This is a genomic window from Desulfurivibrio modestus (assembly GCF_044068625.1).
Taxonomy (GTDB): domain Bacteria; phylum Desulfobacterota; class Desulfobulbia; order Desulfobulbales; family Desulfurivibrionaceae; genus Desulfurivibrio.
Genome location: NZ_JBIPKH010000017.1, coordinates 14383 through 40929 on the forward strand (window position 1 = coordinate 14383; position 26547 = coordinate 40929).

At 61.7% G+C, this 26547-nt stretch carries 23 protein-coding genes; 9 read left to right on the forward strand and 14 right to left on the reverse strand.

All coding sequences use genetic code 11. The annotated features are described in order from the left end of the window. Positions 1-7: 7 nt before the first annotated feature. The 13 genes from ACHHRT_RS10525 to holA all read right to left on the reverse strand — a co-directional run bounded on the left by ACHHRT_RS10525 (position 8) and on the right by holA (position 14629). Positions 8-1270: a methyltransferase domain-containing protein gene (locus ACHHRT_RS10525; RefSeq protein WP_395499727.1), complete on the reverse strand. Its 1263-nt coding sequence runs from the start codon at positions 1268-1270 to the stop codon at positions 8-10. Further along, positions 1270-1962 (reverse strand): corrinoid protein, encoded by a 693-nt coding sequence (locus ACHHRT_RS10530; protein WP_395499728.1) that lies wholly within the window; start codon positions 1960-1962, stop codon positions 1270-1272. The genes ACHHRT_RS10525 and ACHHRT_RS10530 overlap by 1 nt, the downstream gene beginning before the upstream one ends. 56 nt (positions 1963-2018) lie before the next feature. Further along, complete coding sequence (locus ACHHRT_RS10535) at positions 2019-3560, reverse strand: trimethylamine methyltransferase family protein (RefSeq protein WP_395499729.1); 1542 nt, start codon at positions 3558-3560, stop codon at positions 2019-2021. Positions 3561-3616: 56 nt separating this feature from the next. Beyond that, positions 3617-4408, reverse strand: coding sequence for a dihydropteroate synthase (locus ACHHRT_RS10540; protein ID WP_395499730.1), 792 nt, complete (start codon positions 4406-4408; stop codon positions 3617-3619). A gap of 3 nt (positions 4409-4411) precedes the next feature. Beyond that, positions 4412-5875: a trimethylamine methyltransferase family protein gene (locus ACHHRT_RS10545; protein ID WP_395499731.1), complete on the reverse strand. Its 1464-nt coding sequence runs from the start codon at positions 5873-5875 to the stop codon at positions 4412-4414. Between the two features lie 94 nt (positions 5876-5969). Beyond that, entirely contained in the window at positions 5970-6698 is a 729-nt protein-coding gene (locus ACHHRT_RS10550) for a vitamin B12 dependent-methionine synthase activation domain-containing protein (protein WP_395499732.1), read from the reverse strand. A gap of 69 nt (positions 6699-6767) precedes the next feature. Then, the gene (locus tag ACHHRT_RS10555; protein WP_395499733.1) at positions 6768-7328 is read right to left on the reverse strand and encodes a MarR family winged helix-turn-helix transcriptional regulator; all 561 of its coding nucleotides are present in this window, start codon (positions 7326-7328) and stop codon (positions 6768-6770) included. Positions 7329-7489: 161 nt separating this feature from the next. Beyond that, on the reverse strand, positions 7490-8407 hold the full coding sequence (locus ACHHRT_RS10560) for a ketopantoate reductase family protein (protein WP_395499734.1): 918 nt from the start codon (positions 8405-8407) through the stop codon (positions 7490-7492). A gap of 21 nt (positions 8408-8428) precedes the next feature. After that, positions 8429-8959 carry a nucleotide-binding protein gene (locus ACHHRT_RS10565; RefSeq protein WP_395499735.1) on the reverse strand — a complete coding sequence of 177 codons (531 nt, stop codon included), beginning with the start codon at positions 8957-8959 and terminating at the stop codon, positions 8429-8431. Between the two features lie 140 nt (positions 8960-9099). Beyond that, positions 9100-11373, reverse strand: coding sequence for an ATP-dependent Clp protease ATP-binding subunit ClpA (gene clpA / locus ACHHRT_RS10570; RefSeq protein WP_395499758.1), 2274 nt, complete (start codon positions 11371-11373; stop codon positions 9100-9102). A gap of 131 nt (positions 11374-11504) precedes the next feature. Next, on the reverse strand, positions 11505-12728 hold the full coding sequence (locus ACHHRT_RS10575) for an HD-GYP domain-containing protein (RefSeq protein WP_395499736.1): 1224 nt from the start codon (positions 12726-12728) through the stop codon (positions 11505-11507). Between the two features lie 45 nt (positions 12729-12773). Next, the gene (clpS, locus tag ACHHRT_RS10580) at positions 12774-13091 is read right to left on the reverse strand and encodes an ATP-dependent Clp protease adapter ClpS (RefSeq protein WP_395499737.1); all 318 of its coding nucleotides are present in this window, start codon (positions 13089-13091) and stop codon (positions 12774-12776) included. A 107-nt stretch (positions 13092-13198) separates the two neighbouring features. Continuing rightward, entirely contained in the window at positions 13199-14629 is a 1431-nt protein-coding gene (holA, locus tag ACHHRT_RS10585; RefSeq protein ID WP_395499738.1) for a DNA polymerase III subunit delta, read from the reverse strand. A 110-nt stretch (positions 14630-14739) separates the two neighbouring features. On the opposite strand from holA, the gene ACHHRT_RS10590 reads away from it, so the two are divergent. Continuing rightward, positions 14740-15930, forward strand: a complete 1191-nt coding sequence (locus tag ACHHRT_RS10590; RefSeq protein WP_395499739.1) for an NAD-dependent epimerase/dehydratase family protein — start codon at positions 14740-14742, stop codon at positions 15928-15930. A 109-nt stretch (positions 15931-16039) separates the two neighbouring features. Here the strand turns inward: ACHHRT_RS10590 and ACHHRT_RS10595 are convergent, their stop codons facing one another. Continuing rightward, positions 16040-17812 carry a chloride channel protein gene (locus ACHHRT_RS10595; protein ID WP_395499740.1) on the reverse strand — a complete coding sequence of 591 codons (1773 nt, stop codon included), beginning with the start codon at positions 17810-17812 and terminating at the stop codon, positions 16040-16042. A 250-nt stretch (positions 17813-18062) separates the two neighbouring features. Between ACHHRT_RS10595 and ACHHRT_RS10600 the strand changes: the two genes are divergently transcribed. From ACHHRT_RS10600 to ACHHRT_RS10635, 8 genes are all read left to right on the forward strand, one after another. After that, the gene (locus ACHHRT_RS10600) at positions 18063-18728 is read left to right on the forward strand and encodes a TetR/AcrR family transcriptional regulator (RefSeq protein ID WP_395499741.1); all 666 of its coding nucleotides are present in this window, start codon (positions 18063-18065) and stop codon (positions 18726-18728) included. Positions 18729-18746: 18 nt separating this feature from the next. Continuing rightward, positions 18747-20948 carry a SulP family inorganic anion transporter gene (locus ACHHRT_RS10605; RefSeq protein ID WP_395499742.1) on the forward strand — a complete coding sequence of 734 codons (2202 nt, stop codon included), beginning with the start codon at positions 18747-18749 and terminating at the stop codon, positions 20946-20948. Between the two features lies 1 nt (position 20949). Then, the gene (locus ACHHRT_RS10610; protein ID WP_395499743.1) at positions 20950-22176 is read left to right on the forward strand and encodes a response regulator; all 1227 of its coding nucleotides are present in this window, start codon (positions 20950-20952) and stop codon (positions 22174-22176) included. A 45-nt stretch (positions 22177-22221) separates the two neighbouring features. Then, on the forward strand, positions 22222-23991 hold the full coding sequence (locus ACHHRT_RS10615) for a sensor histidine kinase (protein ID WP_395499744.1): 1770 nt from the start codon (positions 22222-22224) through the stop codon (positions 23989-23991). Next, positions 23972-24334, forward strand: coding sequence for a response regulator (locus ACHHRT_RS10620; protein ID WP_395499745.1), 363 nt, complete (start codon positions 23972-23974; stop codon positions 24332-24334). The genes ACHHRT_RS10615 and ACHHRT_RS10620 overlap by 20 nt, the downstream gene beginning before the upstream one ends. Before the next feature lie 15 nt (positions 24335-24349). Then, positions 24350-25027 (forward strand): sensor histidine kinase, encoded by a 678-nt coding sequence (locus ACHHRT_RS10625; RefSeq protein ID WP_395499746.1) that lies wholly within the window; start codon positions 24350-24352, stop codon positions 25025-25027. A 68-nt stretch (positions 25028-25095) separates the two neighbouring features. Then, complete coding sequence (locus ACHHRT_RS10630; protein ID WP_395499747.1) at positions 25096-25524, forward strand: response regulator; 429 nt, start codon at positions 25096-25098, stop codon at positions 25522-25524. 411 nt (positions 25525-25935) lie between these two features. Next, positions 25936-26445, forward strand: coding sequence for a CBS domain-containing protein (locus ACHHRT_RS10635; RefSeq protein WP_395499748.1), 510 nt, complete (start codon positions 25936-25938; stop codon positions 26443-26445). Positions 26446-26547 lie beyond the last annotated feature (102 nt).

Here is a 26547-nt window from a genome sequence, read left to right on the forward strand (position 1 = left end):
TTTTCCCTCATTTAATCACTTCAAAGATCCCGACCAGGGAATGACCCACTCCCATGCCGGGTTGGAGCTCCATTTCCAGCTTGCGCAGGGAGTAGCCCAGGTGGGGCTCGATGATGTTGGCCCGGGGGTCGCCCCAGTCCAGCCAGCCGGAACCCTCGATCACCGCCTGCATGGTGTGCATGGCCTCCTTGAGCGGTTCCGGATGGTAGGGGGGAACCTCCGGCGGGGCTTCGCAGACACTCCCCTTGCGGCAGTTGTAGTTGCGCAATAAAGCGATGGTATGCTCGACCAGGGTATTGCAACACATAAAAAAGTTTTCATAAAAACCGTTGAGATGCTCGAAATCCGGTCGGGGTACGTAATCCACCAGCAGGGTCGAGAGATCGGTGCGGGTGTAGCCCTCGAACAGCGAGTTGGTCTGGTGGCGCAGGGCCCGCGGGGTGTTGCGGTTGTAATCGCCGGTGGCCAGGTGGCGGCCGACAAAGATGGAGCGGTCGAAAAAACGCAGGGGCCTGAGCCGGACCCCGGTTTCCTTGAAAACCTCTTCGGTGATCACCAGGCACTCCTCCCGGGTCATCAGGCGCAGGGCGAAAGAGGCGATATCGGCCCGGTCCCGTTCCTCTTCGGGGTAGATATAGGAGATCCGGTAATCCATGAAAAATTCTTCGGTGGGCGGGTGGTGCCAGAGATCCTGCCACTCATAGGAGTACCGGCCCAGCCAGTCCCCGACCACCAGGGCCCCGGGCCTGGCATGGCGGCAGATGTCGCTGAAGATCCGCACCAGCTGTTCGTTGCTGAAATGGCTCATGGTGCCGTAGGACGACATGTAGATGTCGAAAGGCTCTTCCTCCGCCAGCATCGGCAACCCCCGGGAGAAATCGGCGACGGCCAGGCGGATCTTGGCGTTGTCGCCGTGATACTCCCGGGCCTGGTCGAGCAGATCCCGGTTAATATCGTAACCGACATACTCCTGCAGGGTTTCCGGGGTGACGGCGGCGGTGATATAGTCGTAAATCCCCGGTTCCGCCCGGTTGACCCCCATGACCAGGTCATAGCCGTCGCCGCTGCCGCAGCCCAAATCGGCGATCCGCAGCCGTTCCAGCTGCCGGCGCTTACGATCGGTCAGGGCGTTGAGATGGGGCCGGAGCATGATTCCGGTTAACTGATCTTCCCAGAAGCGGCGCACATTGTCATATTTTCCCAGCAGCCCGGAAGCCTTGTTATAACGCCCGCTCCCGGCCGCCTGCGAATAGGCCTTGGTTTCCGCCATCAGGCAACCCCGGCTCCCCGGGTTTTCAGCCAGTCAATGGCGGCAAAGGCGTCGGCGCAGTGGACGTCGGCTCCGATCTCGCTGGCGAACTCCGGCGAGGTGGGAGCTCCGCCGATGCAGACCCGGGTGTTATCCGCCAGCCCTTCCGCCTTCAACTGGTCGATCACCTCCCGCATGTTGCGCATGGTGGTGGTGAGCAGGGCCGAAAGCCCGAGGAAGGGCGCCTGGTGCTCCTTAACCGCCGCGATGATTTTGGCGACAGGGACATCCACCCCGAGATCGATCACCTCGTAACCGGCCCCCTTGACCATGATGCTGACGATATTTTTGCCGATATCGTGCAGATCTCCGGCCACGGTGGCGATCACGAAGCGGCCCTTGCTCTCCACCCCGTCCCGGAGCAGATGGGGGGTGAGGATATCCATGCCGGCCCCCACCGCCTCGGCGGCGGCCAGCATGTCGGGGATCAGGTATTCGCCCTTTTCAAACTTATCTCCCACCACGGTCATGGAGTCGGTCAGCCCGGCCACCAGAATATCCGCCGGGGCAACGCCTTTATCCAGGGCCTCGGTCACCAGTTCGGTCACCGCCGGCTGCCCTTCCAGGCCCTCGTCAAAGCCTTCGTCCTCGGCTTCGATCCGCCCCTGCACCACATTCCAGGCAATTTTTTGCAACAGTTCCGCGTTTTCCATATCGTTCCCTTTTCTCCTGTTAATTTTTGACCCGGGGACAGAGTTAAAGCCGTCCCCTAATTTCCCTGGCGTAACCTGGGGACGATGCCCGGCACTTCGGCAAAGATCCTCTCCTGGATCTCCGGGGCCAGGTGTCGGCCCGGCCGGGCCTCAAGTTCGGCCAACTCCTTTGCCGCTCGGGCGATAACCCCGTCCTCGTGCTCCTTGGCCCCGAAGCGGTAAGGCTGGGAGACCTCGCCGGCATGGGTGGCCTTGCGGGTATGGCGGGTGAAAAGCCGGTGGCTGGACTTCATCACCTTGGCGATCATGGCCAGCACCTCGGCAAGGCTCTGCTCGTCGACCCTGGGCGGACGCAGGCAATGCTTGACCTTGCCCACCTGCTCATTGTCCAGCACCGCCTGGAGCGGACAGAAGATGTTGGTCCGGTCCAGCAGGCCGAAGGAGTAGTGGATGTACTGGGCTCCGCACAGCCCCATGTAAAGATGGGTAAAAACCTTTTCGAAGGTGGCCTGCATCCCCGGAATGGAGGCGTCGCCGACCCCGGCGGTGGAATAGCAGGGGATTTTGTAATGGCGGGCCATCTGGACGGTATCGTTGTTGTACTGGTTGAACTCCGGGCAGCCGTAGAGATCGTGGAGATCGTCGAGCCGGGCCCGCACCGGCACGCTGCCGTAGAGTACCGGAGCGCCGGGCCTGATCAACTGGGTGAGCAGCACCCCGGCTAAAATCTCGGCGTTGATCTGGGCCACCATCCCCGCTTCCTGGATCGGGGCCGAAGAACCGCCCTGGGGGGAGGAGGAGATCACCAGGGGCATGCCGGCCTCGACAATGTCGAAAACCTTGGCGGTGGTATCCTCCACCAGTTGCAGGGGGCTTTTGAAAACGCAGGCGATAAAGGAGATCACCGGGTTTTGCCGCAGCTCTTCGCTGCCGCCGGCGATGATCTCGGCCATCTTCAGAACCTTGCCCAGGCTCTCCCTGGTGGTCAGCCCGGCCTGGACATGTTTGGTGATGTTGTTCAGGCTGGCGAAGAACTTGTTGACGTCATGGTTCTCCTCGCTGATGTCGCTGTCCTGGACGTTGACCGGCCGGATGAAAAAATCGAGATGCTCCAGTTGTTCGCAGAGCCGGGCCGCCCGGGCCAGCAACAGGGCGTTGCCCCGTTTTTCCACATAGCGGGGAGCGGTGATTTTGCGGTCGGGATCGGCAACCGCCTGAAATTCCTCCAGTTCGGTTTCCAGCCAGATATTGGTCTCCGAGCCCGAGCCGAAATAGATCCGGGGCACCTCGGCATCCAGCAGCAGCCGGTTGGCCGGCTCCCGCGCCCCCAGCACCACCCGGCTTGGCGCCAGGGCGATCTTCCGGCGCACCATCTCGGGGGGGAAAAAGACCCGTTTGCAGGCTTCATCGCCGGGAGTATCCTCGACCCGGGCCCCGTGGGCGGCAAACAGTTGGGCCGCCCGCCGGTTATGGCACCAGATGCCGGTCTCCGCCAGAATCGCCAGCGAGGCCTGGTCCAGCAGTTCGATCTGGCCGGCACTGAGCCGTTCATAGGGCTTGATTACGGTTCCTGGGCGAAATGTATCTGGTTCATTCATTTTAAAACCTTCTTTTTTGAAATCATCACAATAAGCAAGCAGCGGTTACGGCACGTTTACCGGAAGAAACGGGTGTAGCGGCGGCAGTGTTTGTCCTTGCCCGCCAGCACTTCGGCGGCCCGGATGGCCCCGGTAAGCTCCCGGTCCAGCACGTTGAGGATCCCTCCGTCCAGGCCGGCGGCCACCGCCATCTGGATAAAGGCTCCGTTGAGCCTTTGGCGCTGGGGCAGGCCGAAGGAGATATTGGAGACCGCCATTACCGTCTTGGCCCGGGGCAGGGCTTCCTTGATGGCCCTGATGGTCTCCAGGGTAACCTGACCCTGCCTGATATCGGTGCTTACCGGCACCACCAGGGGGTCGAAAAGGAGGTTTTCCTCCGGGATCCCGAGCTTGGCGCAATAATCGGCGATCTTGCGGCAGGCGGCCAGCCGGGCCTCGGCGCTGGGCGGAATTCCCGTTTGATCCATGGCCAGCCCCACCAGGGGCAACTTGAAGCGGGCGGCCAGGGGGGCCACGGCGGCCAGGTTTTCCTCGGTGGCCTTGGTGGAGTTGATCAGGGCCGGCCGGCCCCGGCGGGCAACCAGGCCCGCTTCGAGCACCGCCGCGTCGGCGCTGTCGATGCAGAGCGGGGTTGCGACTTTTTCCTGGATGGTGCTGACCGCCCAGGTCATGGCGGCGATCTCGTCGGCCCCGCTGCCATGGCCGGTACCCACGTTGACATCGATATAGTCGGCCCCGGCGGCGGCCTGGCGTTCGGCCAGGTCCAGCAGGGCCGCGGCGTCCCGCTCCTCGATGATCCGGCGGGTGGCGGGAATGGTGGCGTTGATTTTTTCAGCAATGGTGATCATCGGTTACTCCATGAGAAAAGGCTGCAGCCCGGGAATCTCGGCCTTGATCCGTTGGCGGACCTCCGCGGGCAGGATCGAACGCGGGGGGGCATCGAGGATCTCCCGGCAGCGGGCGGTGGCCCGTTGCCGGGCGGTGAGGGAGCCGCCCTGGGTCCAGGGTCCCCGGTTGTCGCGGTCGCTGAGCTGGGGCTTGTAATGTTCCTGGCGCATAAAGCGGCGGGTGTGGCGGGAGGTCACGAACTGGCCGCCGGGCCCGGCCTTTTTCAGCTCATCGAGAGCCAGGGTTTCGTCATCCACCCGGATCCCCTCCACCGCCCGCATGGTCATCCCCAGGATCTCGTTGTCGACCACCAGCTTGTCGAAGGAGGCGGTGAGGCAGAATTCGATGAAGCCGGCGGCGTCATGGATGAAGTTGGCGCCGGCCAGGGCCACCAGCACGCTGGTGATTGCTGACTCGTAACCGGCCTGGGCATCCACCACCTTGGAATCGGTCATGCCGGCGGTGGCGTAAAAGGGCAGCCGGTAAAACTGGGCCATCTGGGCGGCCCCGGCGTTCATCAGGCCCATCTCCACCGCCCCGGCCAGGTACTTGAGGTCGCGCAGGTCGGTGATCGAGGAGATGCAGCCGTAAAGAGAGGGCGCGCCGGCACTGGTGAGCTGGGCCAGCATCACTCCGGCTAAAGAGTCGACATTCTGGACCACCAGGTTGCCGGCCAGGGTAACCGGGGCGGTGGCCCCGCAGAGCGGTTCGGTGGGAACCACCACCGGGATCCGGTTGCTGGCCGCCTCCATGGTTAACTCGCCGTAGGATTCATCAAGCTTGAAGGGGCTGATGGGGCAGGTGACCATGGAGATAAAGGGCCGTCGGCGCAGGGCTTCGGGAGAGCCGGCGATCATCTCCGCCATCCGGATCACATTGCGGACCCCTTCAACGGTATAAACCCCGCCCATGACGTGTTTTTCGGTGCGGTTGAGGGCGGCTCCGAAGCGGTTGACATCGACATCCTCGACCCCGACGTCCCCGGGATAGACGTTGAGCATGTAGAAATGGATATTGTCCAGGGACTCCACCATCCGGGCCATGTCCATAATGTCTTTGGTTTGGGAGCGGCGGATTTCGGTGCTGCCCGGCTCCTGGACATTGAGGGCGGTGCCGCCGGTGCCCATGTAAACCCTGGTCCCCCCGATCTCGCAGTCGTGCTCTCCCGCGGGATCGCGGCCGCAGAGATTGATCACCGGCGGAGCCTGGCTGACAATCCTTTCCACCATTTCGCCGGACATCTTGACAATAGAGGTCTTTCGGTCCACCTTGGCCCCGGCCGCGGCGAACAGCTCCAGGGCGGCGGGAAAGTTAACCTGGATGCCGATCTCGGCAAAAACCTCGAGACTGGTCTGGTGAATTCTGCCGATATCTGCCTGGCTCAACGGCTTGTAACTGCCGCCTTGCAGGCCTTTACGTATTTTCATTACCTCTCCTTGTCATTATTTGCCTTTTCCCCACCAAAGGCTGCGACGCCGCGAAGGCCGATCACCCGAAGATGCGGCGCAGCCCAGTGTTTTCTTAGCGACGAGCGATGCAGTTTTGCTTATTACAGCGGCGGCAGGGGATCAGCTCGCGGTCGGCCGGGGCCTTGGCGGCGGGGTACAGCCCGAAGATGGCGGAGATCGATTTGCGCGGCTGCATCAGACAGGCGTGATCCAGCTCCACTCCGATCTGTTCATGGTCGAGCAGGGAAAAAAGCCCGGGCTGATCGGTCAGCGGCCAGTCGCAGTAGCCCGGGCTGAAGCGGGGGCCGACCACCAGGCCTTGGGCCTGATATTCCGCCGCCACCTGTTTTTGAAACTGGTCGGCCACGCTTTCCACCGCCCCCGAGCCCAGGGCGTCGAGCACGGCGGCATTGGCCAGTCGCCCCTGTTGCTGCAACTTGTCAATTCTCCGATCCAGGGCCGGCCCAACGGTGGCCACGAAACAGCTTATCGCCACCGCGCCTTGCAGGGCCCGGACCAGTTTGGGGTTTTTCAGCAGCAACTCCTCTCCCAGCCGGAGCTTGCCGTCCAGGGCGACGGGTTGGACCAGCTGCTGAACCAGCCGGGGTTTGAGCAGGCCGGGGATTTCAGCTTCCTGGATGGTTATCCGCCGGGCGGTGGAGTTGCTCAACTTTTGCCGACGCCGTCGGCCTAACAGGCGTTCTACGAAATCGCGGTCGAACCCGGGGGCGAAACTGAGCACCCGGCCGTCGGGGCCCGGCCGCCTTCCGGCCACCTTGGGCAACAGGTGCTTGGCGGGCAATGGCCGCTGAAGTGGTACAGGTTTCCGGGTTGTTATCACATTTGACTCCTTCAAAAACTGTTTTGCTTTTCAGCCGTCCGATTTGACGGCACAGTCGGTAATCGGCGGGGGCGGATCCAGGGTCGGATGGCCCGCCGGCAAGACGGCCACCAGTTGGTCCAGGCCCCGGCCCAGTTCGGCCAGTTGAGTGCCGGTGAGCCGCTGCAGGGCTTCGGCCAGCGGCCCGTGGTTCAGGTTGGCGGCCTGGGTCAGCAGCTCGTGACCCGCCGGGGTCAGGGCAACCATGACCACCCGTTGGTCTTCCCGCTGTCCCCCCCGCTGGCGAGCCACCAGACCGCGGGTTTCCAGCTTGTCCAGCAGATTGCTGGCCGTGGACTGATGGATGTTCAAGGCCCTGGCCACCCCGGAGATCCGCATCTGACCGGCGGCGGCGATCTCCCGCAGCACCCAGAGCATGGTGGCGCTGACCCGGCACTGCCGCTCCACCCCTTTGGAATAGGCCTGAATGGCCCGGAAAATAATGCGCAGATCGGTAAGAACCTTGCGGGTCCGGGATTCCTGTTGCTCCTTCAACCCGGAGGCGTCAAGCGTTGGACCTTCTTGGGGGGCCAGGCTGTCACTTTTCGACATAATTATCGTTGTTTGCGGAGGTTAAGGGAGCTTGGGGGCCAAAACAGTGGCCGGATTCGATGCGAAATTACAACCTTGAGATTGTATTGTGTAAAATGTTTTTGTGCAATAGCTTTTATGGCTGAAGGAGCGGTCTGGGAGAAAATGACGGCCTGGCGAGATTATCGGGTGGGGGAGCGGTGGTGCAGTTGTGCGGCGGTCAACAACTCGAGGTTGACCGGAGTCGCCAGGCCCAATTGCCCAGCCCGGCGCACAATCTCGCCGTTGATGGCCATAATTTCGGTGGCGCGGCCCTGGCGGATATCCTGGAGCATGGAGGAGATGTTGGTGGCGGTTTGCCGACAGATTGCTTCGGTTAAAGCGACAGGGTCATCGGGCAGGTTGATTCCGGAGGCGGCGGCCACCGCGGCGGCTTCCCGGACGGCGGCGGCCATGGCCCGGCGGGCGGCGGGAATTTCCAGCAAGCGCCCGTTGGGGCAGTCATGGATCACGGTGAGGGCGTTGATCCCACAGTTGATGATCAGTTTACGCCAGAGGCGGCCGATGATCTCGGGATGGCGGGCAGCCCGCAGCCCGGCCCGGTTCAGCAGGGCCACCGTGGCGTTCAGCAGTTGATCGGCGGCCGGGGTTGGCGGCTGGACGAAGCCCAGCTCGGTCAGGCCGGCGCCGCCGGAGCGGACCCGGCCCGGCCCCTGGAGATTGGCCCCCTCGGTGCTGACCCCCAGGGCCCAGGCGCAGGGTAGCTTGCGGGCGCTGAGGATCTCCAGGTGGCTGATCCCGTTTTGCAGGGCCAGCAGCAGCGAGGAGGGGGGAAGCAGGGGGGCGATGGCGTCCAAGGCCGAGTTCAGGGCGGGAGCCTTGACGCAGAGCAGCACCAGGTCAGCCCCGCCCACCGTGGCCGGATCGGTGGAGACCGGAACCACGGCGGCGGGGTTAACGCCCCCGGCCTCCGCGAGGATGATGCCCTGGCGGTTGAGCAGGGCGGCCCGGGCCGGGTCGTGGTCCAGCAGGGCCGGGCCGGCGCCGGCGAGGTGCAGGCGCGCGGCCAACAGGCAACCCAGGGCTCCCGGCCCAACCATGACGATCCGCACAACGGCGGCTTATTCGATCACCCGACTCTCTTCCAGGATCACCCGGTAGACGTAGCCGGACCCGAAATCCTTATTGGCGGCCAGCACACCCTCGATGGTGATGATGTTGCCGGGCTCCACGGTGGCATCGGAGGTGGCCACCAGGTTGTGGGTGGTTTCCGCCGGGTCGCCGCTGCCATCCTGGAGGTGGATAAAGTTACGGTTCATGATCGCCGGGGAAAATTTAACCACCTGACCCCGCACCCGGATGGTCTTGCCGTCCAGTTCGGCGCCCCGGGCAAAAACCTCGCCCACCTGGTAGCTGTTCTCGCCGGTGGCCTTCTCGACCTCCAGGTCAACGAAGGGGGTGACGGCCTTGGCGCTGCCCAGGGGGATCTCATCCAGCATCATGCCGCTGTGGGCATCCTGCATGGCGGAGCTGAAGCTGGCTTCGCTGGCCGGAGTTTCGGTCTGTTGCTGCGAGTCGCCGCAACCGGCCAGCAGCAGGCTGGCAAGGGCGACGGCGGCGATGGCGGTCTGGCGGGGAGCAAGAATCTTCATGGTGTTTTTCCTTGTGGTATTGGGAGGATAAAGTGAAAAATCCGGGGGAACCGCCCCCCGGATGGTTAACGCCATACATAATGCCCAAACGACACGGCGATCTTAGCGCAAATATCCGTGCTGTCAACGAGAAAGCCGGTTCAGGCCGCCGCGGTGAAGGTGAAGGTCAGCGTACCGCCCTTGACCCCCACCTTGACCTCGCCCCCCTTGCGCAACTGACCGAAGAGAATCTGATCGGTGAGGGTGTCGCCGATCTCTCCCATGATCAGGCGGCGCAGGGGGCGGGCGCCGAACTCGGGGTCGAAACCGCGCTGGGCCAGCCAGCGCCGCGCCCCGGCAGTCAGCGCGATCTCCACCCGCTTTTCACTCAACTGGGCCTGCAGCTCCAAGACCATCTTGTCGACGATTTGTTCCATCAAAGGGGCGTCGAGGGCGTTGAAGGTGATGGTTCCATCGAGCCGGTTGCGGAATTCCGGGGCGAAAAGATTTTTCAGGGCCTTGCTGTCGCGACCGGCGCTGTCGCCGGTGAAGCCGATGGGCCGGGCGGCCAGTTCCCGGGCCCCGGCATTGGTGGTCATGATCAGGATCACGTTGCGGAAATCGGCCTTGCGCCCGCTGTTGTCGGTCAGGGCGGCGTGGTCCATCACCTGCAGCAGGATGCTGAAAATTTCGGGATGGGCCTTCTCCAGCTCGTCAAAGAGCAGCACACAGTGGGGATGCTTGCGGATCGCCTCGGTGAGCAGCCCGCCCTGGTCGAAACCCACATAGCCGGGGGGGGAGCCGATCAACCGGGAGACCGCGTGCTTCTCCATATATTCGCTCATGTCGAAGCGTTCAAAGTGGATGTTGAGGGCGCCGGCCAGTTGCCGGGCCAGTTCGGTCTTGCCCACCCCGGTGGGGCCGGTGAAGAGGAATGAGCCGGTGGGGCCGTCGGGACGCTTGATCCCGGCCCGGGAGCGCTTGACGGCGGAGACCAGGGCGCCGATGGCCTGATCCTGGCCGAATACCTGGCTCTTGAGGACCGTTTCCAGCAGCCGCAACTGCTCGGTATCGGATTCGGAGACGCTTTTGGCGGGAATCCGGGCCAGCCGGGAGATCACCTCCTCCACGTCGCGCACCGTTACGGTGCGTCGTTTCCGGCTCTGGGGCCGCATCCGGAAGGCGGCTCCCACCTCGTCCACCACATCGATGGCCTTGTCGGGCAGAAAACGTTCGTTGATGTGACGACTGGCCAGCTCGGCGGCCGCCTTGAGGGCCGGGGCCGAGTACTTGATCCCGTGGTGCTCCTCATACCGCGACTGCAGGCCCCGCAGGATCGCCACCGTGTCGGGGACCGAGGGTTCAACGATATCGATCTTCTGGAAGCGGCGGGAAAGCGCCCGGTCCTTCTCCAGGTGATTCTTGTACTCCTCGTAGGTGGTGGCCCCGATACAGCGCAGGTTACCCGCCTGGAGGGCGGGCTTGAGCAGGTTGGAGGCGTCCATGCTGCCGCCGCTGGTGGCGCCGGCGCCGACGATGGTGTGGATCTCGTCGATGAACAGAATAACCTCGGGCCGTTTTTCCACCGCCGAGATCACCGCCTTGAGCCGCTGTTCAAAATCGCCCCGGTATTTGGTGCCGGAGAGCAGGCCCCCCATATCCAGCAGGCGGATCTCCACCTCCCGCAACATCTCCGGCACCCGGCCCCCTTTCTGGCCGCCGGCCTGCTCCTGGTGGATCAGCAGGGCCAGCCCTTCGGCGATGGCGGTCTTGCCCACCCCCGGCTCCCCCACCAGCAGGGGATTGTTCTTGCGGCGGCGACAGAGGGTCTGCATCACCCTTTTCAACTCCTGTTCCCGACCGATCAGGGGGTCGATCTTCCCCTGGGCCGCCAGGGCGCTGAAGTTGATGGTGAATTTCTCCAGGGCCTCATCCTCTTTCTCGGCGGGTTTGTCCTTGGGTTCGCCGCCGTCGGGTTGGGCGGTCGGTCCGCTGGGGGCGGTCTCCGGCCGACCGTGGGCGATATATTCCATCACGTCCAGCTTCTTGATCCCCTCCAGACTGAGGAAATAGACCGCGAACGACTCCGTCTCGGCGAAGATGGCGGCCAAAACGTCACCGCCGTCCACCTCCTTCTTGCCGCAGCTCTGGACGTGGGCGATGGCCCGCTGCAGCACCCGGTTGAAGCCGATGGTCTGCACCGGATCGTGCTGGCCCGGGCCACCCGGCAGGGAGGGCAGGCTGGAGACGAAAAAATCTTCCAGCTTCTCCTTCATCAGGGGGACCTTGCCGCCGCAGGCCTCCAGAATCTCCATTGCCAGATCGTCATGGAGCAGGCCGTAGAGGATATGCTCCACCGTGACATGTTCGTGCTTGCGAATCTTCGCTTCCCGAATGGCCCGCACCAAGGCCATTTCCAGCTTGTCGTTGATCATCATCGTGGTTCCCTTAAATGTCGGGGTTGCCCCCGGTTATTGAAAAAAGGTTGGTTGCCGCCTGGCCGGAATTTTAACCCCGACATCACTTATGGTAATCATTTGCCTTAAAAAAGCAACGCCGGCTTAACTCAGGAACCGGTTGCCACCCCCAGAACCCGGAGGGGATTGATCCCCCAACGGGCCGCCGGCTCGTACCCGATGATCCGGTCCCCACCGCCGGGGCCGGGCCGGGCAAGATCAAGGTCGCTGGGAAAGACGGCCCACTCCCGCTTGGTGTCGTAAACCAGCCGCACCACCGGGCGCAGCAGGCTGTTGCCGGATTCAACCACCACCGCTAAAAGCCCGCTTTCCAGCCGGACCAGGGTGCCCGGCGGGTAGATGCCGATACATTTGATAAAATGCTGAACCAGTGTTTCGTTGAAGTGGGTGTGGCGCCAGCGGTAGAGCCGGCGCAGCACTTCGGTCTGTTCCATTCCTTTATGGTAACAGCGGTCGGCGCTCAGGGCGTCGAAGACATCGGCAATGGAGGCCAGTTGCCCGCCCTGGCTGATGGCCTCACCGCTGAGGCCCAGGGGATAGCCGCTGCCGTCAAATCTTTCGTGGTGCTCGGTGGCGATCTGGGCGACGGGTTGGGAGAGCCCGTGGATGGTACCTAATATTTTGCGGCACTTGACCACGTGCTGTTTGACCAGCCCGAACTCCTCGGCATTGAGGGCGCCGGGTTTGTTGAGGATCTCCAAGGGGACCGCCATCTTGCCCACGTCATGGAGCAGGCCGCCCAGGCCGATGGCGCGGGTGATTTCCCGGTCAAGCCCCAGGGAGCGGCAGAGGGCTAAAAGCAGCACCCCCACGTTCACCGAATGTTCGAAGGTGTACTGATCCTGTTTGCGCAGGCGCATCAGCAGCAGCAAGGCATCCTGGTTGTGGCTGATGGAGGTGTTCAGGTCGTTGACCGCGCTTTCCGCCTCCCTGATTTTCAGCTCCTTGCCCGAACGCACCGAACCCAGGAGTTGTTGGGTCACCAGTTTGGCCCGATGCTGGGCCTGCTCCGCCCGGCCCAACTCGCGCTCCAGGGGGACCGGCTTGGCCTCCCGGAAAGCCGGGAGGGGCTGGTCGGGCGGAGGGAAGAGGGGGCGGGGTGGGGGATGGTCGAACTCTTCCTTCCGGTCCGGGTGGACGGAGTCCTCCCGGACATAGACATGGGTAATGCCCCAATCATGGAGGCGCTTGATCTCGGCGTCGGTTTTGATCCGGGGTCGGTTGAAGAGATAGGGATGGTTGAGCCAGCCGCAGGTGAAACGTTCGATCCGTGTGCCGGGCCTGAGTTCCGTGATGGGAATTTTTTTGATCATGGGCGGCTCGGCATGATGGGCGCAACCGGAGGCGGCCGGTCCGGCTCACTCCCGCTCAATTGAGCATTTAAGGGGGTACTCATGCTTGCGGGCCAGGCCATGGACCATGGCGATCTTGGTTTCGGCCACGTCGCGGGGGAAGATGCCAGCCACCCCCACTCCCTCCCGATGCACTTGCATCATCACCCGGTTGGCGCTCTCCTGGGGGTGGTGAAAGATCATGGTCAGCACCATCACCACGAAATCCATGGTGGTGTAGTCGTCGTTGTGGAGCAGAACCTTATAGAGGGGAGGACGGCGCAACTCCTGGCGCTCCTTGACCACTGTTTGCTGGTCCTGCTGGTTTCCGTTTTTGGTGCTCATGGCTCGATTTCCGTCACTGGTGCGGTTTGGTTATCCCCAACCCAGGGGTATGCTTCACGCCCCTAATGGTAATCAATTCCCCTTAAAATGCAACTTTTGCGGGACGGTTAGCGGTGGTTAGCGCCGCCCAGGAAGAGGGCGCTCATCACCGTGGCGGCCGGCAGGCCGGAGCCTTTGAGGCGGGCCTCGGCCCGGAGCAGGTCGGCCAGCATTCCCCGTAATCGGGCGGGGGGCAGTCTGGCGGCCTGGAGGCAGAGCTGATAGAGGGCATAGGGGTGGCCGGCGAAGGCGGCGGGCCAGCCCCGGCCCCTCTCCCGTTCCTCCTTGAGGCGGGGCAGGTAATTTTTTTGAAAGGCGGGGAAGGGGGTTCCGGGGTTGAAGGCGGTTGCGGCCCCGTCGATCACCGCCCGGGTCAGCAGCAGCTTGCGGAGATGGTTGCGCAGTCCCCCCAGGATGGCCAGGGGGTGCATCCCCCCTTGCTGCAGGCGCTCGAGCAGGAGCAGGCCCTGTTCCAGTTTGCCGCTGCTGTAGGCTTCGCTGAGTTCGAAGATCGCCTCCTCCCGGGTGCGTCCCACCATGGCGTCCACATCGTCCCGATCGACCGTGGTCCTCTCCCCCACGTAGAGGGCCAGCTTCTCCGTCTCCATCACCACCGCCACCGGATGAAAGCCGATCCGTTCCAGCAGAGGTTCCAGGGCGTCGGCGGCCAGCTTCTTGCCGAAACCGGCCAGGGTTCGGCGGGCCAGGTCGGCCAGCAGCTCCTTTTGCTCCCGGCGGGCCGGGGCCGAGCTGCCAGCGTCCACGCTCAGGTCGATAATGACCGCGTTTTTTTCCAGATATTTATAGAGTTTTTTGCGCCGGTCGGCGGTTTCGGCCAGCAGCAGCAGGATGTTGCCCGGCGGCAGGCCCTTCTCCAGGGCCGCGATATAGGCCTCGGCGGCATCGCCGGCTCCGGCCGGGGCCGCCACCGGCTGGTCATCGATCTCGGCCAGGATCGCCTCGGCCCAGGAGGTGTCGGCGGGTTTGGTGAAACCGAACAGTTTTTGCCAGGCCCCGGCGGCCAGGCCGGCGATCTGCTCCTGCCGCCAATCGGCGGGGGTGAGGCCGGCCAGCCCCAGCATGGCCAGCAACAGCCGGGCGGCTTCCTTTTTCTCGGTTTCCGCCGCTTTTTCCGCCTTCTCCCACAGGGTTTTGGCCACCGTTTTCGAGAAGAGCAGCCGGGAGTCCACCACCTGGTGGACCCGGCGCCCACCGAAGAGGCTGTAAGTGCGCAGTCCGGCCAGGGTACGGGCCGGGTCCTCCCGTTCACCGTCGATCACGGTCAGTCGGGCGGGGCGCTCCTCCTCCTCGGGGAGCAGGGCGGTGATCAGCTGGCCCGCCGTCTCCCGGCAAAGATAACGCTCGCCCACCAGCAGATAGACCGGGGCGATTTCGCCGTCGCCGATCCGGCTCAACAGCTTGGTTATCTCCTGGCGCTGAATTATGGGCATGGCCGGGTCCGGGTTGGGGTTGAGGGGAGGGATGGCGGACAATTTCATATTATTACACCGTTGCCCCGGGCGCCGCAAGGTTGGCGGTGCCGGGGCCCGGGGCGGGGCGGCCGGAGGCGGGCAAAAAAAAGGTGCAAGGTCCGGCGGTTTTGGGCATCATGGCAAAAGGGGGTACCTTCGGCATGCGAGAGCGCAAATTCACCTGTCTGGGCAATATCGTGAAGACCGGCTTGCTGGTCGGCGGCTCCGGCCTGATCGGCGGCGGGATCATGCACTATTTCAAAAAGCGGGCCGACGACGAGTTCGAACTGCTGGCCCCCAACAGCAAGCAGCTCAGCCTGCGTGATCCCGAGGATATTCGCGGCTATTGCCGCAAGTTCAGGCCGGAATTCATCATCAACTGCGCCATCGCCGCCCTGGATTCCAGCCCCCTGCTGGCTTACGAGACCAACTACCTGGGTACCATCCATCTGGCCCGGGTGGCCATGGAGCGGCAGATCCCCTATATCCATTTCAGCTCCGCCGCCGTGCTGCCCCCGGGGGAGAATCTCACCGAAGATGACCGGCTGGAGCTGACCCCCGAGCTGGCCAACTACCCCAAATCCAAACTCCTGGCGGAGCTGGCCCTGGCCGAGTTGCACCGTAAACATGGGCTGGATTACACCAATATCCGCCTGGCCGTGGTTTACGGGGCCCATGACCACAAGATCCAGGGGTTCCAGCGCCTGCTCTTCTCCTTAGCCGATCAGGCCATGCCCCTGATGTTCACCAACCGCCGGGCGGTCCACTCCTACTCCAACGCCAAAAAGGTGCCGGCCTTTGTCCACCACGTCTTGAGAAACCGGGCGGAATTCGGTGGGAGTACCTGGCATTTCGTCGACCCTCTGCCGGTGGCCCTGAGTCAACTGATTATCACCATCAAATCCTACCTGGGTCTGCGCCGGCCCCGGGAGATCTACCTCCCTTACCCCCTGGCCAGTTTCGGCGCCGGCTGCATGCGCCGGCTGGTGCGGCTGCTGGGGCGAATCGGCATCGAGGCCCGGATGCCGGCCGAGTTGCTCTTCATGGAGAATTTTTACCAGACCCAGACTTTGTCGTCCCGGCGCCTGAAAAATTCCAGCTTTGTCGATCCCAAACCCCAGGCCACCGTCTTCACCGAACTGCCCCTCCTGCTGGAATACTACCTCTCCCGTTGGGAGGCCCTCAACTTGATCACCCCCTGCAACCAGGACCATTTCGCCTGTCGGGTCAAGGGTGAGGAGTTTGTCCACGAGCCGGATCGGGTGCTAAAATCGTTGGAACGGGAGGTTGGTCAACCCTTTCTGGGGCCGGAGCCGCCGGACAGTTGAAAGGGGGTGGCCCTCTTGGGGCTTAACAGCCCGTTGAAAAACGGGCTGTTAGCGGCCCATGGACGGGCCGTTAGTTGAAAAAGCCAGGGATGGCTTTTTCAACGGACTGTTACGGTTGCAGGCGGATGGAGGCGGTGTGGTCACTGATTCCCTTTTTGATCACCTCCTTGTTGTAAGCGGCGATCACCTCGCGACGTTTGAGCATTCCCAGCACCCAGCGATTGTCGGTGGCCTCCACCACCGGGATCTCCTCCAGTCCCTTGAGGTCGAAGAGGGTCATGGCGGTGTAGAGGTTGTCGTCGGGGGTCAGCACCGCCACCTGGCGGGTGCAGATATCTCCCACCCGGGCGTCGAGCCGCAACTCCCGGTCGTGGAGTACGTTTTTCGCGTCCTGCATGGAGACGATGCCGGTCATGCGGCCGGTTTCATCGATTACCGGAAAGTAGAAGCTGTCCTTGGTCATGCTGAAGACCTGCAGCAGCTGATCGGCATTGGCCTGCTCGCTGATAAAATCCACCTCCTCATTGACCACTCTCCCCACCTTGATCGACTTCATCACCGCAATTTCCCGCCCCTCATGGAGGTCGATTCCCTCCCGACCCAGATCAACGGTATCGATCGATTCCGGCTTGATTTTGCGGGCCACCGTGGTCCCGATCATGCTGCAGAGCATGATCGGGATAATGATCAGATAGTTGCCGGTCATCTCGAAGAGCAGAAAGATGGCGGTAAGAGGCGCATGGGTGGCGGCGGCCAGAAAGGCCCCGATTCCCACCGCGGCATAGGCGCCGGGATTGGCGGTATGATGGGGCAGCAGTTGATGGGCCACCGTTCCGAAGGATCCGCCGGCCACCGCGCCGATGAACAGGGCCGGAGCAAAAACCCCCCCGGCCCCGCCGGAACCCAGGGTCAGGGCGGTGGCCACCATCTTGAACAGCACCAGGGCCAGCATCACCCAAAGAACCCCTCCCTCGGTCAACACCTCCCCGATGTAATGATATCCATCTCCCATTACCTGGGGAAAAGCGATGGCCATCACCCCCACCCCCAGGGCGCCCAGCACCGGTTTGAGTTGTGGGTGGAGGTTCAGGCCGGTGAAGCGATCACGCACCCAGTAAAAAATATGGATGTGGGCCACCGCCAGCAGACCGATGATCAGCCCCAGCAGGGAGTAGAGGGGGAGCTCCACCAGTGGATTGATCAGGGAATAGTCGGGGATGGGGAAGGCCGGCGAGGGGCCGTAGTAGGCTCGGGAGAGGACGGTGGCCATGGCCGAGGCCACCACCAGCACGGCAAAAGAGCTGATGGTGTAGGTACCCAGGAGGATGATCTCGGCGGCGAAGAAGACCCCGGCGATGGGGGCGTTGAAGATGGCCGCCACCCCTCCGGCGCAGCCGGCGGCGATAAAGACCTTCATCTGGTTGCCCGAAACCCGCAACCGTTGGCCGAGCTGGGAGCCGATGGTGCCGCAGATCTGGGCGATGGGGCCCTCAACCCCGGCCGAGCCGCCGCTGCCGATGGTCAGAGAGCAGGCCATGATTTTGGCGAAAATGGTCCGCAGCCGGATAATGCCCGCCTCCAGATTAACCTGACGGAGAAATCTGGGGAAAGAGTAGCCGTTGACCTCACCGGGAAAAAGCAGGGAGAGCGGAATCAGCAACACCATGCCGGCGGCCGGGATCAGAGGCAGCAGCAGCAGGTGGAGGCCCCCTTTGGCGATCCCCAGCAGTTGATAGCCGCCAACCATCAGCAGCTGGTGAGTTCCTTCCAGCACGGTCCGGAAGATGATGTTCATGCCGCCGGCCAAGAGCCCGATTAGAGCGGCAATGATCATGATCCGGAAATTCTCGCCGGGCATGATCAGGGTTAATTCTTTTTTCATAAGGTTTTCCGGCTGGGTAGAGATGGTGCCGAAACTTTTCAGCCCGCCCACTCTACCCGGAAAAGTTCGCGACGGCAAAGGAGCCGAAACGGAACGGTGGCATCCGGGTGAAAAAGTTGGAAAAAAGTGATTGACTTCCTGGGGGTGGAGTATTAATTAGATCTTAAAAACTGACTGACCACTCAGTCGGTAATCTGGCGGCGGGAAGTTGTCGCTAATTTGCTCATAAAAATAATGGTATCTTAAAAAAGTGACTGAAAAAGGTAACAGGCGAGTCAAGGGGCAGGGCGGGCCATCCCGGAAGCAGGTTATTCTGGATATGGCCACCCTCTTTTTCGCCGACAAGGGATTCCGCAACACCGCCATCGGCGAGATTGCCCAAATGGCCGGGGTGGCCGACGGCACCATTTTTTATCACTACAAAACCAAGGAAGAGTTGTTCGTGGCGGTGCTGGCCAATTTTAAGGAGCAGCTGCTGGCGGAAAGCCGGGAATATCTGGCGGCCCACCAATTCGCCAGCGGCATGGAGATGGTGGAGGGTTTGCTCTCCTTTTATCTGCAGTTGGCGGCCAGGATGGAGGAGCGCTTTCTGCTGATCCATCGCTACTACCCTTATCGATTGGCCCTGGAAAATAAAAAGTGCCGGGAGCATCTGGAGGCCATCTACGCCTTTTTTGTCGAGCTGTTCGAGCAAGCCATACAGCGAGGGCAGAGGGATGGTTCGATCAGGGAACTCTCTTCCCGTAAAACCGGGCTGTTGCTTTATACCATGGTGGACGGCCTGGTCCGGTTGGAGACCTTCAAACTCTACCAGACCGGCACTCTTTATGGTGAACTGATCGAGTTTGCCCGCAACATGCTGGCAGTTGAGAATCTTTGTAGCTGCGGTGCAGCCGCGGCTGAAACGCAATCATAAACCTCGGGTGCTGAACTAATGTACGCGCGTCTCTTTCCGGCAATAACCTGGTTGAAGGGCTATAATTTCGGCATGTTCCGGCTTGATGCCCTGGCCGGCCTGACGGTGGCCCTGGTGCTGATCCCCCAATCCATGGCCTATGCCCAGTTGGCTGGGCTGCCGGTCTATTACGGGCTTTATGCCTCCTTCCTGCCGCCAATGGTGGCGGCCCTCTTCGGCTCCAGTCGCCAGCTGGCCACCGGTCCGGTGGCGGTGGTTTCCCTGATGTCGGCGGCATCCCTGGCCCCCCTGGCCAGTGCCGGCAGCAGCGAGTTCATCGCCTACTCCATCCTGCTGGCCCTGATCATCGGGCTTTTTCAGTTTTCCCTGGGGGTACTCAAGCTGGGGCTGGTGGTCAACTTCCTCTCCCATCCGGTGGTCAACGGCTTTACCAACGCGGCGGCTCTGATCATCGCCTCCTCTCAGCTGGCCAAGTTTTTCGGGGTGGATGTGGACAATGCCCCTCACCATTATGAAACCATGATCATGGTGGCGAAGGCGGCTTTCGACTTTACCCATTGGCCCACCCTCATGTTCGGCTTGGGCGCTTTGGCGCTGATGTTTACCCTGCGCAAGATCAACCGCCGGATTCCCGATGTCCTGCTGGCGGTGACCCTGGCCACCCTGATCTCCTACTTCACCGGCTTCAGCGACAATCGGACGGTGGGTCTGGCCGAGTTGCCGACCCCCGAGACGGTGGCGATGATAACCGATTACAACGCCCGGCAGGAGCAACTGGTTGAACTCAGCCGGGATCGGGCCGAGCTGGGCGGCAGGATCGACACTCTGCAAAAGGAGGTGGAACAGGGACGGGCCGACCGGCGGGAACTGCTCGCGCTGGAGAGTCAACGGGACCTGGTTAATCTGGCCATCGACGAAGCCGGGGCCGAGATTCGTGGGCTGCGGAGTCAATTACGGGGTTTGCGCTTCACCGCCGTGGAGCGGGACGGCCGGATTTTTTTCCACGTTGGGAATGATTGGGTTGCCGGGACGGTGGAGAGCAACAAAGTCTGGCGGCTCAAGGTGGGAAGCGGGGCTCTGGATCGGGAGCGGCTGACCATGATGGGCGGCGGCGCGGTGGTGGGCACCATCCCCCGGGGCCTGCCCCCCTTCTCTCTACCGGAATTTTCCCTGGCTGCGGCCCTGAAGCTGGTGCCCATGGCGATAATCATCGCCCTGCTGGGCTTTATGGAGGCAATCGCCATCGCCAAGGCGATTGCCGCCAAAACCGGCCAGCGGCTGGACCCCAACCAGGAACTGATCGGCCAGGGATTGGCCAACATGACCGGGGCGCTCAGTTCCAGCTTCGCGGTTTCAGGCTCATTTTCCCGCTCCGCCGTCAACCTTCAGGCCGGCGCGGTCACCGGTTTCTCCAGCGTGGTTACCAGCCTGGTGGTGCTACTGACCCTGCTCTTCCTGACCCCGTTGCTCTACCACCTGCCCCAGGCGGTGCTGGCGGCGGTGATTGTGATGGCGGTGATCGGTCTGCTCAACACCAGCGGTTTTGTCCATGCCTGGAAGGCCCAGTGGTATGATGGGGCGATCTCCATCCTCACCTTCCTGGTCACCCTGGCGGTGGCGCCCCACCTGGAAACGGGGATCATGGTGGGGGTGGTACTCTCCATGGGGGTATTTCTTTACAAGTCCATGCGGCCGGAGGTGGCCACCCTGTCGCTGCATGAGGACAAGGTGCTGAAGAGCGCCCAGTATTACCGGCTGCAGGGGTGCCGCCATATCGCGGTGATCCGTTTCGACGGCCCCCTCTTTTTCGCCAATGCCAGTTACCTGGATGAACAGGTGGCCAAATATCGGGAGCAGCGCCCCGATCTGCGCTATATTATTCTCGAGGCCAGCGGAATTAATGACATGGACGCCTCCGGCGAAGAGGCCCTGGCCCTGCTGGTCGAACGACTGCGGGCGGCTGGAATCGGATTCGCGGTCAGCAGCGCCAAGGGCGCGGTGCTGGCGGTGCTGGAGCGGACCCACCTGCTCAACAAGATCGGCTGGGAGAATTTCTACCCCGACAGCAAGTCGGCGGTGGAGAACCTGGTCCACAAGATTCATCAACACAGCGACCTGCCGGAAGGTGGCTGCAAATCCTGCCCCCTGACCCAGTATCTGCCCCTGGAAGGGGGGAAGGATCGCGATAATCGCCGGAATACCAAGGTAAAAGAGGATTAGTATGACCAGTCTTACAATTTTCAGTGGCGATTTTTGCCGAGGAAGTTCCGTGGTCAAGGAGGTACTTGATCGGACCGGGTTGAAGCTGGTCACCGACCAGGATTTGGTGGCCCGGGCGGCCACTCTTTCCGATCTCGGTTCCGACCGGTTGGAGCGGGCCTTCTCGCCCCGGACCTCGGTTTTTGACCGTTTTACCCACGAGAAGGGGCGAGCCATCGCCTCTCTCCGGCTGGCCCTGGCGGAATTGGTGAGTGCCGAATCCGGCCTGCTGCTGGCCGGTTACCTCGGCCATCTGGTGCCCCGCGAGATTACCCACGTGATGAAGGTCTGTCTGATCGCCGACCTGAAATTTCGGGTCCAGACGGCCATGGATGAACAGGGGCTCAGTGAAAAGGCGGCCACCCGCCTGCTCGCCGAACTGGACGAGGAGCGGCGTCATTGGGTGAAAAGCCTCCATCTGGGTGATGACCCTTGGGCGGCCGAGCTCTACGACATGGTGATCCCCATGGCCACCACCGGGGTGCCGGAGGCGGCCACCCTGATTGGGGAGTACCTGGGCAAGGAGGCGGTGGCTCCCGACCGGGCCTCGCGGCAGGCGGTGGCCGATTTCAAGCTGGCCGCCCAGGTGGCCATGGTGCTGGCCCGGGAGGGTCACGAAGTTGAGGCCGCCGCCCGCGGCGGAGTGGTTACCCTGATCGTCCACAAGCATGTCCTGCTCTTCAATCGCCTGGCCGAGGAGTTGAGGGAGATTGTCGGCCCGATCCCGGGAGTGAGCGAGGTGCTGGTGGAGGTGGGCAAGGAGTTTCACCGGGCCGATATCTACCGCAAACACGATTTTGATATTCCCTCCAAGGTCCTGCTGGTCGATGATGAGCGGGAATTTGTCAAAACCCTCTCCGAGCGCCTGATCCTGCGGGATATGGGGTCGGCGGTGGCCTACGACGGCCAGTCAGCCCTGGAGATCATCGCCGCCGACGACCCCGAAGTCCTGGTGCTTGATCTCAAAATGCCGGGAATTGATGGAATCGAGGTCTTGCGGCGGGTCAAGAAGCTGCGGCCGGGGGTGGAGGTGATTATCCTGACCGGCCACGGCACCGAGGAGGATCGCAAGGTCTGCATGGAGCTGGGGGCTTTTGCCTACCTGCAGAAGCCGGTGGATATCGACCTGCTGATCGCCAAACTCCGGGAGGCCCATAACCGGGTGCGCCAGAGCCGGCGTTCAAGTTGAGCGGCCAAGGGTTTTCTGGGATTGGGAGATGATAACGATATGTCCATGATTGAGAGGGTATTGGCTCAATTTAAGCCGGCCTTCTGGGAGAGCGGCGGTGGCGAGCTTGGCTCGGTCCGGCGGATCTTCGATTTCCGGCGGATCTGGCGACAGGCGATGATGATGATGCTGGGGGTTTCTCTGGTGCCCCTGCTTGCGCTGGCCTACCTGGATTTTCAAGTAACCCGCAATCATGCCGAAAATGAGATGGCCTTGCGTACCGGTCGGCTGCTCAACGACAACATGCGGACGGTCTCCTTTTTTCTGGAGGAGCGGAAGGCGGCTCTGCAGTTTGTTATCCAGACCCACACCCTGGCCGAGCTTAAGGATGAACGGGGGTTGAGTCTGAACCTGGAGGGCCTCAAGTCCTCCATCGGAGGCTTCAGCGACCTGGGCCTGTTTGATAGTACCGGTCGCCATTTGCGCTACAGCGGCCCCTACTCCCTTCAGGATTTGAGCTATGCCGCCGAGAAGTGGTTCCAGGAGGTAGTCACATCCGGCTTTCATATCAGCGACGTCTATCGGGGTTTCCGGGATGAGCCCCATCTGGTGATCGCTTTGAAGCGGGCTCTCGATGATGGCTCCTTTTACATCCTCAGGGCCACCCTGAGTACGGATTGGTTTAACGCCCAGCTGGCCCAGTTCAAACGGAGCGGCCAAGGTGAGGCCTTCCTGGTCAACCGGCGGGGGATTGTCCAGACCCCGACCCTCCATTACGGTGAAGTTCTCCAAAAAATCCGGCTGCCGGAACTGCCGGCCTTTACCGAGGAGGTCCGGGTCTTCCCCGGAGTGGACGAAGAGGGCCGGGAACTGATCGTGGGCTATGCCTTGGTCCCCGACTCCCCCTTCGTTTTGATGGTTATCCAGCGTAAAAGCGAGGTGCTGCGCTCCTGGATCCAGACCCGGCTGGTGATCAGCGCCTTTGTCGGTATCAGTATCATCCTGATAATCCTGGTCATTCTGGGTGTGACCACCCGGCTGGTCAACAAGCTTTATCAGGCCGACCTTGAGCGGATCAAGGCGATGCAGGAGGCCGAACAGGTGGGCAAGCTGGCCTCGGTTGGTCGCCTGGCCGCTGGCGTGGCCCATGAGATCAACAACCCCCTGGCGATCATCAACGAGAAGGCGGGCCTGATGCAGGACCTGCTGGCCCATGGGGATCAGGCCGTCCAGGCCGCCCGGCTGCCGGCGCTGCTCAAGGCCATCGAAGAGGCGGTTGGCCGCTGCGCCGTGATCACCCGCCGTCTGTTGGGTTTTGCCCGCCACCTGGAATCCCGCCGGCAAGCGGTTCGGATCCAGGAGGTGATCGAGGAGGTCCTGGCCTTCCATGGCAAGGAGGCCGAGTATCGCAACATTCACCTTGAGGTCGACGTGGCTCCCGAGGTACCGGTTTTTGTCAGTGACCGGGGCAAGCTCCAGCAGATCTTTCTCAACCTGGTGAATAACGCCTTTGCCGCCATCGGCGACGGTGGTCAGATCCATATTACCGGGACCTTGAAGGATGCCGACCGGGTGTTGGTCACTGTGACCGACGACGGCCGCGGTATCCCGGAGGCCGACCTCAAACGGATATTTGAGCCCTTCTTCTCCACCCGAATCCAGCATGGCGGTACCGGCCTGGGGCTCTCGATAACTTATGGGCTGGTGCGGGAGTTGGGGGGTGATATCCAGGTGGAAAGCGTCGTCGGCGCGGGAACCAGGTTTTTTGTTACCCTGCCGCTGAACGCGGCCAATTATCAAAATGAACGGGAAGAAAATGAGAATTCTGTTGGTTGACGATGAGTATGAACTGGTCTCCACCCTGGCCGAACGCTTGGGGTTGCGTGGCTTTGAGGCCGATTGGGCCACCAGCGGCGACGACGCCCTGGTCCGGATCACCGCCGCTCCCTACGATGTGGTGGTGATCGACATCAAGATGCCGAAGATGAGCGGCATCGAGGTCAAAAGAAGGATGGAAAAAATCCGGCCGGGGATGAAATATATCTTCATGACCGGGCATGGTTCGGAGGGCGACTTTCAGGTGGGTTCCTCCGAGGTCGGCGGTGAGCGCTACTACCTGCTCAAGCCGGTCGCCATCGAGGCGCTGCTGGAGAAGATCAACGAAGTATCCGGACACTAGCGGCAGGGTGATGCTATGAAGGCGCAGGATCCAGCGGCGTGGGCGTGGGATGAGATCGGCCCGGAAGGTTTGCGGTTCTACGGCAAAATGTCGGCCTCCATCTCCCATGAGGTCAAAAACGTGCTGGCCATCATCAATGAAAACGCCGGCTTACTCAACGATCTGGTCATGATGGCCGAGCGGGGGGTGGCGGTTGAACCCCAGCGTCTGGTGGGAATCGCCGGCATCATCGGCAAGCAGGTGCGGCGGGCCGACCTGATCGCCAAAAATCTCAACCGTTTCGCCCATAGTGCCGACCATTTGCAGGGAGATGTTGATCTGGCCGAGTGGGTGGAGCTGGCTCTGGCCCTGGCCGACCGCTTTGCCGGCAGCCGGGGGGTCAGACTGGAATTCGACCCCGCTCCGACCACCCCGCCGGTTAAGACCTCCCCCTTTTTTCTGCTCAATTTGATTTGGTTGGGGCTTGACCTGGCCATGGAGCTTGCAGGACCGGACAAAACAGTGTTATTGCAAATAGAAGTCGCGGGGGAGCGATTGGGCTTGGTCTATGGCCACTTGAGCCCTTGGGCCGACAACGGTTGGGATTTTGTGACTGACAGCCGCGTCCGGCCCCTGGCCCTGTTGCTTGGGGCCCACCCATGGCAGGACGGGAAGTCCGGGCGCTTCGGTTTCGACTTGCCCCGCGAACGATAGAAGGTTGACCGGAGGGCCGACCGCCTTTGGCGCAGTTTAATAAACATAGCTCGAAAAGGAGAATGATCATGGCTGAAAAAATTTTGCTGGTGGATGACGAAAAGGATTTTGTTGAGGCTTTGGCTGAACGGATGCGGGCCCGGGGCATGGAGGTCGCCACCGCCACCTCGGCGCCCGACGCCCTGGCGCGAAGCGACCAGGAATCCTTTGACGCCATCGTCCTTGACCTGCAGATGCCCGAGATGGATGGCCTGGAGGCGCTGAAGCGGTTCAAGGAGAAAAATCCGGAGCTCCAGGTTATCCTGCTCACCGGCCGGGCCACGGTGGAGAAGGGGGTCCAGGCCATGAAGCTGGGTGCCTTGGATCTGCTGGAAAAACCCGCCGACATCGAGACCCTCTCCCGCAAAATAAAGGACGCCAGCGCCCGCAAGATGGTGCTGGTCAACAAGGCGGCGGAAGAGAAGATCCACGATATCATGATCAGCAAGGGTTGGTAACTGATTATATTAACATCATTGTTTTGCTGGTGCTTGCGGAGGAGTAACGGCTGTCAGGGCGGGTAAAAAACCTGGTTGGGTAAGTTTTTTTCAAAAAACCCTTGACAGCCGTTTGGGGGTAGCATTATGAACAGGACCCAATGCCCCGCCCTGCTGTAATCATCACAGTTCTGATTATCGTTTTTTTTGTTGCGAAAACGACCTGCCGGGAGGGTTTTGTCATGCCATAGTTTGTCGCTGCTTTTTGAAAATTATGCTCTTTGTTGCCCGTGGTGGAGGGGGAACCCACAGGAACGTGTTTATATGCGCCTTATCACTTAGTTTTTTCGGTGAGGGCGTTTTTATTTTTTAAGGCATCTGCTTAAGGAGGCTTTCATGGCCGCGGAATTAGAGGGTAAGGAGAGATTTTTGGTGAAAGGCTTGGTCATTCCGATGAAGCGCTTTCCCCATATCGAGGACGAGCTGAACTTGGCCGAGGCGGTGCGGGCGCTGCAAGAGTTCACCTGCGGTGAGTATGAACGGATGCGCTATTCCGAGATGCTGGTGCTGGATGCCGATAACCAACTGGTCGGCCGGGTCAGTCTGCAGGGTATCCTCAAGGGGCTTGACCCCAATCTGGCCCAGATGTTCGAGGGCTTCCAGGGCAAAGCCGGCGAGTTTCCCAACCTGCCCATCCTGTGGGGCGACTCCTTTTTCAGCGCCTGCAACAGTCGTTTCGGCAAGAATATCAAGGAGTTCATGACTCCATTGCCCACCCCGGTCAAGGAGAACGAGTCGGCTCTCAAGGCCCTGTCGATCATGCTGACCCACAACGAGACGGTGCTGCCGGTTTTGAATGAGGCCGGTGACGAGGTGCTGGGGGTTATTCGCCTGGAGGAGATTTTCAACGCCATCGTCCGTCATTGCACCAATATCGGCTGATGGCGTCCCAAACAGTTATCCGTTTTTAGTCTCTATATAAATTTGTGTCACCGGAGGCCCGTTGGCCGAAAACGGTCACCGGGCGAAAAAGGGGAGAGTCAT